At 65.0% G+C, this 11,140-nt stretch carries 12 protein-coding genes; 8 read left to right on the forward strand and 4 right to left on the reverse strand.

Features of this window, described 5'->3' with window-relative positions; translation table 11 throughout:
* The first annotated feature begins 5 nt into the window (after positions 1-5).
* Genes hpxZ through ABDV78_RS13150 form a run of 5 tightly spaced genes read left to right on the forward strand, consistent with a single transcriptional unit; the run spans position 6 to position 3,682 of the window.
* On the forward strand, positions 6-386 hold the full coding sequence (hpxZ, locus tag ABDV78_RS13130; protein WP_343527847.1) for an oxalurate catabolism protein HpxZ: 381 nt from the start codon (positions 6-8) through the stop codon (positions 384-386).
* Positions 383-889, forward strand: coding sequence for a 2-oxo-4-hydroxy-4-carboxy-5-ureidoimidazoline decarboxylase (uraD, locus tag ABDV78_RS13135; protein ID WP_343527834.1), 507 nt, complete (start codon positions 383-385; stop codon positions 887-889). The genes hpxZ and uraD overlap by 4 nt, the downstream gene beginning before the upstream one ends.
* A complete protein-coding gene (locus ABDV78_RS13140) occupies positions 886-2,313 on the forward strand; it encodes an NAD(P)/FAD-dependent oxidoreductase (protein WP_343527835.1) in 1,428 nt (475 codons plus the stop codon). The genes uraD and ABDV78_RS13140 overlap by 4 nt, the downstream gene beginning before the upstream one ends.
* On the forward strand, positions 2,310-2,651 hold the full coding sequence (uraH, locus tag ABDV78_RS13145; protein ID WP_343527836.1) for a hydroxyisourate hydrolase: 342 nt from the start codon (positions 2,310-2,312) through the stop codon (positions 2,649-2,651). The genes ABDV78_RS13140 and uraH overlap by 4 nt, the downstream gene beginning before the upstream one ends.
* A 26-nt stretch (positions 2,652-2,677) precedes the next feature.
* On the forward strand, positions 2,678-3,682 hold the full coding sequence (locus ABDV78_RS13150) for a bile acid:sodium symporter family protein (protein ID WP_343527837.1): 1,005 nt from the start codon (positions 2,678-2,680) through the stop codon (positions 3,680-3,682).
* 5 nt (positions 3,683-3,687) lie between these two features.
* Here ABDV78_RS13150 and ABDV78_RS13155 read toward each other — a convergent pair whose 3' ends face one another.
* From ABDV78_RS13155 to ABDV78_RS13170, 4 genes are all read right to left on the reverse strand, one after another.
* The gene (locus tag ABDV78_RS13155) at positions 3,688-4,572 is read right to left on the reverse strand and encodes a LysR family transcriptional regulator (protein WP_343527838.1); all 885 of its coding nucleotides are present in this window, start codon (positions 4,570-4,572) and stop codon (positions 3,688-3,690) included.
* 179 nt (positions 4,573-4,751) lie between these two features.
* Entirely contained in the window at positions 4,752-6,692 is a 1,941-nt protein-coding gene (locus ABDV78_RS13160) for a M1 family metallopeptidase (protein WP_343527839.1), read from the reverse strand.
* Positions 6,689-7,534, reverse strand: a complete 846-nt coding sequence (locus ABDV78_RS13165; RefSeq protein WP_343527840.1) for a phosphatase PAP2 family protein — start codon at positions 7,532-7,534, stop codon at positions 6,689-6,691. Before ABDV78_RS13165 ends, ABDV78_RS13160 begins: the two co-directional genes overlap by 4 nt.
* A gap of 169 nt (positions 7,535-7,703) precedes the next feature.
* The gene (locus ABDV78_RS13170) at positions 7,704-8,807 is read right to left on the reverse strand and encodes a GGDEF domain-containing protein (protein WP_343527841.1); all 1,104 of its coding nucleotides are present in this window, start codon (positions 8,805-8,807) and stop codon (positions 7,704-7,706) included.
* 367 nt (positions 8,808-9,174) lie between these two features.
* Between ABDV78_RS13170 and ABDV78_RS13175 the strand changes: the two genes are divergently transcribed.
* From ABDV78_RS13175 to ABDV78_RS13185, 3 genes are all read left to right on the forward strand, one after another.
* Positions 9,175-9,345, forward strand: a complete 171-nt coding sequence (locus ABDV78_RS13175; RefSeq protein ID WP_343527842.1) for a hypothetical protein — start codon at positions 9,175-9,177, stop codon at positions 9,343-9,345.
* A 10-nt stretch (positions 9,346-9,355) separates the two neighbouring features.
* Entirely contained in the window at positions 9,356-9,472 is a 117-nt protein-coding gene (locus tag ABDV78_RS13180) for a hypothetical protein (RefSeq protein ID WP_343527843.1), read from the forward strand.
* A gap of 124 nt (positions 9,473-9,596) precedes the next feature.
* Entirely contained in the window at positions 9,597-10,619 is a 1,023-nt protein-coding gene (locus ABDV78_RS13185) for a site-specific integrase (protein WP_343527844.1), read from the forward strand.
* Positions 10,620-11,140: the final 521 nt, after the last annotated feature.

Below are 11,140 nucleotides of genomic sequence, written 5' to 3' on the forward strand. Positions count from 1 at the left end.
CCGACATGATGATCGACGAACCCGATGTGGTGGCAGAGGTGACCGCCGCCTTCAACGCCTATGAAGCGGCGCTGATGGCCGATGACGTGCCGGCGATGGATCGGCTGTTCCACGACCATCCGACCACGATCCGCTATGGCGTGGGCGAGGTGCTCTATGGCGCGGACGCCATTCGCGCCTTTCGCAAGGGGCGGGGCGGATCGCCGCAGCGTCGCCTGGGGCATGTGGCGATCCATACGTTCGGCCGCGACCATGCCACCGCCAATGCCGAATTCTTCCGTGAAGGCGATACGCGGCGCGGACGCCAGAGCCAGACCTGGGTCCGTTTTCCCGATGGCTGGAAGGTCGTCGCCGCGCATGTCTCGATCGAGGGGGCGGGATCATGACCAATGGGGATTGCAACATCCATGATTTCAACACGCTGTCGCCCGATGCTTTTGTGGCGCGCTATCGTGGCGTGGTCGAGCATTCGCCATGGGTGGTGGAGCGGGCGGCGGCGCGGCGGCCCTTTGCCGATCTGGCGGAGGGCATAGCGGCGGTGCTGTCCGATGCGACGCCCGACGAACGCCTGTCGGTGATCCGCGCCCATCCCGAACTGGCGGGACGCGCGGCGATCGCAGGCACGCTGACCGAGGAGTCGCGCAGCGAGCAGGCCTCGGCCGGACTGGACCGCATGACTCGGGAAGAGTTCGAGCGATTCCACGCGCTCAATGCCGCCTATCGTGACCAGTTCGGCTTTCCCTTCGTCATCTGCGTCCGGCGGACCGACCGGGCGGGCATATTGCGCGCGATGGCCGAGCGCCTGAGCAACGACCGCGAGACCGAGGTGGCGACGGCGCTGGCCGAGATCGGCCACATCGTCCGCCTGCGACTGGAGACCATGGCATGACCCAACCCATCGGCCTGGCCGCCCTGGCGCAGCAGGTCGCGACCGATCTCGAACGGCTTGCGCATGGCGGCCCCGCCTGGACCGTGCCGCAGGAAACGCCCGATGGCCATGTCCATGACGTCATCATCGTCGGCGGCGGGCAGAGCGGGCTGGGCGCGGCGTTCGGGCTGCTGCGCGAGCGCGTGTCGAACATCCTTGTCCTCGATGAGAATCCGGCGGGCTATGAGGGGCCGTGGGATACCTATGCGCGGATGATGACGCTGCGCACGCCCAAGCATCTGACCGCGATCGACATGGGGCTGCCCTCGCTGACCTTCCGCGCCTTCTGGGAGGCGCAGCATGGGAGCGCGGGCTGGGACGCGCTGGACAAGATCCCGCGCCGCGACTGGATGGCCTATCTGCGCTGGTATCGCGCCGTGCTGAACCTGCCGGTGCGCAATGAGGCGCGGGTCACGCTGATCGAGCCGCTGGGCGGCCGGTTCCGCGTCCACATCGCCGGCGATGCGCCGCTGCTGACGCGCAAGGTCGTGCTGGCGACGGGTATCCAGGGGGGCGGCAACTGGCATGTTCCCGAGCTGGTGCGCGATCGCCTGCCGGGCACGCGCTATGCCCATACCTCGGCGGCGATCGACTATGCGGCGCTTGCCGGAAAACGCATCGCATTGCTGGGGGCGGGGGCCTCGGCGTTCGACAATGCCCATGCGGCGCTGTCCGCCGGGGTGGCCGAGGCGCATGTGTTCGTCCGCCGTCCGGCGCTGCCCCGCGTCAATCCGATCCGCCATATGGAGAGCAGCGGGATCATCGGCCGCTTTCCCGCGCTGGACGATGCCGCCAAATACCGGATGATGGTCGCCTTTTTCGACCGCAGCCAGCCGCCGACCAACGACACCTTCGACCGCGCCTCGGCGCTGCCCGGCTTCCACCTGCATCTCGGCACCCCGTGGCTGGACGTGGCCGACACCGGCGACGCGGTGGCGGTCACGACCCCGCGCGGGACGGAGAGGTTCGATTTCCTCGTCCTGTCGACCGGGCTGGTCACCGATCCGGCGTTGCGGCCCGAACTGGCACTGGTCGCCGATGGGATTGCGCGCTGGTCCGACCATTATTGCCCGGCCGACGCGGCGGCGTCGCATCCGCTGATCGACGCGCATCCCTATCTTGGGCCGCAATTCCAGTTCCTGCCGCGCACGCCCGACGATGCGGCGGCGCTGCACGGGCTGTTCGCGTTCAACTATTCGGGACTCATCAGCCTGGGCCTGTCGGCCTCGGCGCTGTCGGGCCTGCGCCACGCGCTGCCCCGGCTGGTGGCGGGGGTGGCCGACCAGTTGTTCCTCGACGACCGCGACGCCATGATCGCCGCCTATCTCGACTATGACGAGCCCGAATTCGTCGGATCGTGGCCGCGCACGGAGGCGGCGGCATGAGCGCGACCCTGTCCACCCATGTCCTCGACACGACGCATGGCAAGCCGGCGGCGGGCATCGCCGTCACCCTGCTCGACGGCAATGGCGCGCGGCTGTTCGACGGGGTGACCAACGCTGACGGGCGCTGTCCCGCGTTGGCCGCCGTATCGATCGCGCCGGGACGCCATGCGTTGTGCTTCGCGGTGGCCGACTATTTCCGCGAGGTCGGGGTGAAGCTGCCCGATCCGCCCTTTCTCGACCGGGTGACGATCGATTTCGGCATCGCGCCGGACGGCGGTCATTATCATGTGCCGCTGCTCGTCTCGCCCTACAGCTATTCCACCTATCGGGGCAGTTGATCCCGTTTTCGTGCCGGAGTGCCCCGATGATCCGTCGACTGCTCGCCACCATCGAGCCCTATATTCTGATGCTGCTCGCGACCGTACTGCTCGCGACCGTTCTGCCACCGCGCGGCGTCGGCGTTCCGATCTTCGACATCGCTGCCGATACCGCGATCGTCGCGCTGTTCTTCGTGCATGGCGCGAAACTGTCGCGCGGCGCGCTGCTGGCGGGGGCGCGGCACTGGCGGCTGCATGCGGCGATCCTTGCGACCAGCTTCGTGCTGTTCCCGTTGCTTGGCCTTGCCATCACGGCAAGCGGCCTGCCGGCGCCGGATCTCGCCACCGGCCTGTTGTTCCTGACCCTGCTGCCCTCGACGGTGCAATCCTCGATCGCCTTCACCGCGATCGCGCGCGGCAATGTCGCGGCGGCGGTGTGCAGCGCCTCGCTGTCCAACCTGCTGGGCATCGTCATTACGCCCGCGCTGGCCGCCCTGTTGCTTCCCGGCACCGGCGGAGTCGATCTGTCGTTCGACAGCGTGCGGGCGATCGTGCTGCAACTGCTGGTGCCGTTCGCGGCGGGGCATTTGCTGCGCCCCTGGATCGGTGACTGGATCGCGGCGCGCAAGCGGCTGGTGACGACGCTCGATCGCGGGTCGATCCTGCTGGTCGTCTATACCGCCTTCGGTGCGGCGGTGACCCAGGGGCTGTGGTCGCAGGTCGGGGCGTTGGAACTGGCGGAACTCGTCGGATGGTGCGCGCTGATGCTGACGCTGGTGCTGGTGCTGACCGGGCTGATCGCGCGGGCGATGAAGCTGGCGCCGGAGGATGCAGTCGTGATGCGCTTCTGCGGATCGAAGAAGAGCCTGGCGACGGGCGTGCCGATGGCGGGCGTGCTGTTCCCGCCCGCGCAGGTCGGCGTCGTCCTGTTGCCGCTCATGGTGTTCCACCAGTTGCAGCTCATCGCCTGCGCCTTCCTCGCGCGGCGGCTGGCGGACGCGGTGGAGGCCGAGCCCGAGCCCGCCATGCCGCGTGCGGTGACCTCGGGATAAGGCCGCTAGTCGCCCAGCCGGGCGAATTCCTCCTTCAGCATGTCGACGAAGGTGCTGAGATAGATGGGCAGCACCCGCCCGCGCTGAAGCAGCATCGACACGCTGGCCGGGCGGACGATCCCCTCGGCCAGCGGAATCCAGCAGAGTTCGCCCGCCGCCAGCTCTCGCTCCAGCCCGATGCGCGACAGGAAGGCGATGCCGACCCCTGCGCGCACCAGGTTCTTGAGCGTATCGATCCGCTCGACCGTGGCGACCCGCTTGAGCGGCACGTCGCTCATGTCGAACAGATCGTACAGCACGCTCTGCTTCAGCCAGTCGTCGTGCGGCGTCACGACCGCATGGGGAACGCAGTCGGACAAGGTCACCTGGTCGAGCTCGGCCAGCGGGTGGCCGGGCGGCACGATGACGCCGATGGGCGTCTGGACATGCGCCACGGTCGCGGTGCGCGAGGTTCCGGTCAGGTCGAAGGCGCAGATGACATCCGCATCCTTGGACAGCAGTTCCGCCTTCACTCGGTGATTGTCCCCCGCCAGCAGCGAGAATTCGATCAGGGGATAGCGTTCCTTGTAGCGGACGATGGTGCGCGGAACGAGGTCGTCGGCCAGGCTTTCGGCGGCGGCGATGCGGATCAGGCCGCGCTCCCCACCACGCAACCGCAACATCTCGTGACGCAGCGCGACGCTCTCGCGTTTCCAGCGGCGGATATAGGCCAGCAGCGCCTCGCCCGCCGCGGTCGGACGTATCCCGCGCGGCATGCGGACGAACAGTTGCACGTCCAGTTCGTCCTCGAGCTGCAACAGCTGCCGGTTGACCGCCGAGGATGCGATGTTCAGCGATTCCGCCGCCTTGCGGATCGAACCGTGGCGGATCGCCTGATCGAAATAGATCAACCCAGTCTTGATAAGGACCATCGTCGCCCTTGTGTTACCGGCGACGGCCGGCGTGACGTATCCGGTCGGTCATCCGCCAATGGTCCGGCATTGGCAAGCCTCATGTCACGGGCCGCCGGGCCGATGCGGGGCTTCATCGGCCGCGCAGGGCCCGGGAGAGGTTTTCGCGCGACCTGCCGTCAGCTTCGGACGATGTTGTTCGCGCGGTCGCGATCGGGCAGCATGTGGTCGGGGTCGAGTTCCGCCTTCACCACCTTGCCCGCCGGCACCGGCACCGCTGTCGACGCCTGGCGTATCCAGGTCTCGGCGGGCAGGCGGACATCGCGCGTCGTGCCATCGGCATAGCTGACGCGCAGCGTCGCCGGCATCACCAGCCGGTCGCGCGAGGCGACGCGGACCAGCGGCGTGCCGTCCTTCGCGGTTTCGATTCCCGTCACCGCCAGATCGAGTTGCCAGTTGTTGGCGTACCAGCCGCGCCACCAATAGGACAGGTCCTCGCCCGCCTCGCTTTCCATCGCGCGGAAGAAATCGGCGGGTTGCGGATGGCGATAGGCCCAGGCCGCGATGAAGCGGCGGAAGGCGGGGTCGAAGCGTTCCGGCCCCAATATCTGTTCGCGCAGCAGGACGAGGCCCAGCGCCGATTTGAAATAGGTGACGGGATGCCGCCACGTCTCGACCACCGTATCGGCGCGGGACAGGATCGGCGGCGCCGCCGTGTCGGCCAGCACGGGAAGAATCTCGTCGACCGGATTGCCGCCGCCTTCGGCATATTCGCTGTCGCGCTTGGGGCCATATTCGCCGTGGTTGAAGTCGTCGGACTGATAGACGTCGATGAAGGTATTGAACCCCTCGTCCATCCACGCATGACGGCGTTCGTCGAAGCCGACGATCATCGGGAACCAGTTGTGCCCGATCTCATGCGCGGTGATCCAGAACAGTTCCTTGCCAGCATCCTCTGGCGCGTCGAACACGATGCCTGGATATTCCATGCCGCTGGTCGGCCCCGCGACATTGATCGCGGCGGGCCAGGGATAGGGATACCAGCGCGCCGAGAAGCGCTCGACCGTGTCCTTCACATAGGCGGTGGAGCGACCCCAGCGCGCGTCGCCCGCGCTTTCGGCCGGATAATAGGACATGGCGAGCGAGGTGCCGCCGCCCGGCAGGCGGATGCGGGCCGCGTCCCAGGCTAAGGCGGACGAAGCGGCGAAGGCGACGTCGCGCGTATTGCGCATCCGGTAGTGCCAGGTCAGCGTGTCGCCGCGCGCGGGGCGGGAGGTGGGATCGGCGATTTCCGCGACGCTGCGGATCGCGACCGTCGCATCGCTGCCCCGCGCCGTGTCCAGCCGCGCGACCTGCGTCGGGGTGAGAACCTCGCGCGGGTTCACAAGCTCGCCCGACCCGGCCATCAGCATCGAGGCGGGCAGTGTTACCCAATAATCAAAATCGCCATATTCGAGGTAGAATTCCTGTGCGAGATAGGGCGCGGTATCCCAGCCGCGAATATCGTCGTACACCGCCATGCGCGGATACCATTGCGCGATGTCGTAGATATCGCCGTCGCGGGATTTCCCCCAGGAGGTGCGACCGCCCCAGGCCTCGGGAATGCTATAGTGATAGCGGATCGTGACCACCGCCTTGCCATGCGGGGCGAGCGGGGTCGGCAGGCGGAGTTGCGCGCGCGTATCGCTGACCAGCGGCGTCACGGCCGTCGCCGGACCGCCGGCGAGCGCGACACTCACCGCCTCCATCACCATCCCGTCGGTATGGCCCGCCGGGGCACCGCCTCTCGCCATGCCGCCGCGCGATCCCGGCTTGTAGAGATTCTGGTCGATCTGCAGCCACAGCACGTCGAGCGTGTCGGGACTGTTGTTGGTATAGGTGATCGTCGCCGTGCCCGCGATCGTCCGGGTCGCGGGGGCGAGCGCCACGCGCAACTGGTAGTCCGCGCGATTCTGCCAGTAATCGGGGCCGGGCAGGCCATTCGCACTGCGATAGCGATTGACCGGCTGGGGCATGTCGAAGGGCGCGAAGGTCTCGCGTGGCTTGTAATCCTGCGCGCTCGCTGTGGCGCTGATCAGCACCAGAAAGGGCAGCGCCAGAACGGATAGGGCACGCTTCATCGGTCGAGCTTCGGCATGACGCGTTGCGCCACCAATGCCTCCTCGGCGGTGCAGCCTTGCGGCCTGGGGCTTGCGGGATCGGCGCGCAGGCGGGCGATCTCCGCGCGGGCGGCGGCAAGATCCTCCTGGAACGCCGATTTGGTGCGGACCAGCGCCATCGTCGCGCTGGCGGAGAGCATGCCGCCTTCCACCGCGCTTTCGTTATGCGCGCCGCAGACGAAGCGGCTGTCGCCATAGGCGCGGCCACGGCGCAGGATCGGCCCGGCGCGGTCGGGCGCCAGTTCGGCGAGGATCAAGGCCCAGGTCCAGCCCCAGGTGGTGTGGCCGGAGGGATAGTCGAAACTGTCGGCGAGCTGCGCGACCGGCTGGCACACCCGCCCCTTGTCCTGATGAAAGGGCCGGGCGCGGCGATAGACATTCTTGGCGATATTGGTCTGCGCGGCGGTGTCGGCCCCGGCACGCGACACGAGGCGCAGCGTCAGGGGCGCATCCTCCGGCGTCAGCGCGACGCCCACGGCGCAGCTGAAATCCCGCATCAGCGCGGGCGGCGAGGTATCGACATCGCTCGTCGCCATTTGCCAGCGCGGCGTATCCGCCAGCTTGCGCGTCGCGCGGAAAATCTTGCGGTCGGTGTCGTAGCGCGGATCGCCCTTGCGCGGCGCGGGCTCGATCACCTGCGTCACGTCGAACTCGCCGGGGGTCAGATAGCCGGTACGGCCCTCCCTGGGCGCGGCGCTGCCCCCGGTGCCGAGCGCGAGGAGCAGGCCACTCGCGACGACCGCCACGGTGCGCAGCGGACGACGGGCAGCGGGCGACGACAGGGGGGTGACAGGCAGGAGCATGGGCCGATCTCGCAAATGGCAGTTGCGAGATACCCTGTATCATTTCGCCTGGGTCGACAACCGGGGGATCCGACCGTCCCATGGTTTTTCATCCATGACGTAGGCGCGTTCCGGTGCCTGGACGCCTTTCGGTACGGCCTTGATCCTTGGTGCTGACGAAAGGACAGGATCAGGCGGCCAGCCTCAGTCGATCACGCCCGTCCTGCTTGGCGCGGTAGAGTGCGGCATCGGCGCGGCCGATGAGGTCGTCGATATCGTATCTGTCCCCTTCGCACGTCGCGACGCCGATCGACGCGGTCACACAGGCGCCTTCCCCCGTCGCGGGATGTGGGATGCGCGCCGTCTGCAAATGGCGACGGACCGCGGTTCCCAGTTCTACGGCCCGCGCATTGTCCCATCCGATCAGCAGGAGCAGGAACTCCTCGCCGCCAAAGCGGAATGCGTGGCCGCGAGCGGCGTCGCCCGGGTCGGCCTCTTCCAGCGCGGCGAGGATCGCCTTTGCGACCGTCTGGATACAGTGGTCCCCGGCCAGATGTCCCTGCGTATCGTTGAACGTCTTGAAGTGATCGATGTCGATCATCATCGCCGCGATCGGTTCCATTGCTGGAGCGGTCGCCAGCTGCTCGCGAAGCTGCGCTAGGTGATGGCGGTTGGAGAGACCCGTGAGCAGGTCGGTGCGCGCGGTCCATTCGATATGCTCGATCAGCAACTCGCTGCGCAAATGCTCAAGAAAGGCCTGCCGCTCGACCCGCTCCTGGATATAGGCGCCCATCAACAGCAGCGCCGAGCCGGCCAGATAGAAATCGACCACAAACGCAAAGGACGGGCCATCGATCTCGGGCCGAAGCGAAACGCAGGAAAGCTGGACCGCGACCACGATCACCAGCCCGATGGCAGCCATTCGGACCCGGACCCGCTGAACGAGCGTGAAATAGGTGATCGTTATCATGCTGGCGAACTGATATATCAGGACATAATGGGACTGGCTGAACACCATGGTCGCCGTGGGTAACAGGACGGCGAGGACGGTGCCCGCCACCGCCATTGTGTCGATCTGCAACGTGGTGGATGTCCGGGGCAGGATCCATAATATGAGCAGGCAGACCGGCGTGAATATTCCCAGCCGGACGAAGGCGAGCCACCCGAAGACATCGGGCAGGATCTTTTGATCGGCCAGAAGGAACGCGTTGAATATGATGATTCCAGCCAGCAGCGAAATGTGGCCGACACGCTTGCGGTGCTCCACGCCTTCCGAATCAAACTGTGCTTCCACTGCCGGTGAAAAGCGTAGTCGGTTCAGACGGCGAATCTCGCGATCGATTGCCAAAGTACTAGGAATATTGGACAATCTAGGATTCCTGGCTGCAAGATATTGAGGATTTCAACAGTTCATCGTCCATATTCTACAACGAAATTATTGATAGCTGATTTGTATCGAGGGCGGGCTTCAGCGAATGATTATCCGGGCCTGACCGATGATGTCGATCAGGTCAGATGGAATCCGCGTTCGATATGGATAGGCCGCACCCCGATGCCACAAGCCATATGGCAATCCATTGGGCGACACCTGGGCACCCCCAACAGTCCTGGCGTGAGTTGGCCGAAGATGATTCACTGCGCCTGAAGGCAGGAGGCGGCGAATGCGTCAGGCGGGATTGTTCGGACCATCGAAGCAGTTGAAGCGACTGTCGGACTGCGGCGATCCGCTGGAGACGATGGCGCGGGTGGTGGACTTCGAGGTTTTCCGGCCCGGCACTGGAGAAGGCGCTGGCCTATGGCGACGGCGCGAAGGGTGGTCGCTCGCCCTATGACCCGGTGGCGATGTTCAAGATCCTGATTCTTGCGGCGCAGAACAGGGTGAGCGACGCGCGCAGTTTTTGGAGAGATGGTGCCGCTTACAAGTCTTTCTTAAGTATCTATTCTAGCAAACGACGTTGAAATCGTTTCATTTTCCTTTACAATCGCTGACGGGAACTTACTTGTTTTGAAGCCCTATTGTGCCAAGTGTGCCAAGCTATTTATCTCTGCTCCGTGATTGATTGGAAAAAGGAGGATACGGGAAATGGCAACCTTCCAGAAGCGGAAAAAGGCTTGGCGAGTCCAAGTCCGTCGCAAGGGAAAGAGCGTCTCCGCGACCTTCGACACCAAGGCGGAGGCCGAAGCGTGGGCCATCACGACCGAAAGCAAGATCATCGAAGGGGGCGAACCGGAAGCGGTCATCAACGATCCCGGCCTTTCCGAAGGCGCAACCGCGGCCGACGCCTTCGATCGCTATGCCGACGAAATCTCGCCCGGCAAAGGCGGTGCCCGATGGGAGAAGGTCAGGCTCAAGATGTTGAAACGGCGCTATCCCATTTTCCAGCGGCCTATCCGCTCGATTACCGGGCCAGACATCGCCGACTGGCGAGACAAACGGTTGGCGCAGGTATCGCCATCAACGGTCAATCGGGAGTTGGGATTGGTGTCTGCCGTATTCACGCACGCCATGCGCGAATGGCGGCTCGGCGTTACCGTCAATCCTTGCACGCTGGTTACGCGCCCCCGCAATCCACGTCCTCGGACGCAGCGCGTATCCGTCAGCGAGCGAAAGCAGATAATCGCTCAGCTCGGCTGGGATGGAACAAGCGAACCGAAAACGGCAGCCCAATGGGTTGCTTTCAGTTTCTACCTGGCCTTGGAGACCGCTATGCGGAAGGGCGAAATCCTCTCGCTCCGCTGGGGCGACGTCAATTTTGAGGAACGTCAAGCACATTTGAACAAGACCAAGAATGGTCATGAACGTGATGTGCCGTTGTCGAAGGCGGCAATGACGCTCCTGCGGATTGTCAAAGAGCCCGACCTCGCCTCGCCAGTCGTGCCGGTAAAATCGGGAAACCTGGACAAACTGTTCCGTGCAGCGAAGATCGACGCGGGCCTGTCACATATTCGTTTTCACGACAGCCGACGGGAGGCTGCGACGACGATGGCACCAAAGCTCTCGAACGTGCTGGAGCTGGCAGCAATTACTGGACATCGCTCACTCTCCATGCTGCAAATCTACTACAAGCCTAAAGCGTCAGATTTGGCGACCCGTCTCGACGCGTAGAAGCGGGGTGGTGGATGGGCCGATCGCGCGCCCATCGATTTCGAGGTTGACTGCAGTTGCTACGCCGGAATGCCGAGTCAACCCGTTGGAACTGCGAGTCGGGTCCAATGAAACCAACACCTGCCGCGGCATCCTTGCCGTACATCGCTCCGAGCGCCTCCCTCTCCGCCATAGTCCGTTGTAATCATTTGGCTTTTTGGATGTTGCGCCGCGCAACCCAAGTTACAACCCAAGTTGGGTGGCGGATCGGTACGAACCGTTGTGACTTTGCGCGGACCCCGCCGGGTCGCGCTGCGGCATGTGCAGTGTGTATTGATCCTTGATTCGTCGTCGCCTCGACGCCGGCCAACCTGTTGCAGACGGATCGAACGGTTTACTTGCGAGCCCGCCCAACTCTCAGAGCCCGACCGAAAATTGAGTTGAGCGATTTCAGCCAGTTGTGATTGATCGAGGGTTGCGAAGACCACGGAGATCACATGGGCTGGACCAAAACCGCTCGGCGCGAGCATGACAGAAGAGGT

Origin of the sequence: Sphingomonas sp. (genome assembly GCF_039594485.1) — a bacterium.
Taxonomy (GTDB): domain Bacteria; phylum Pseudomonadota; class Alphaproteobacteria; order Sphingomonadales; family Sphingomonadaceae; genus Sphingomonas.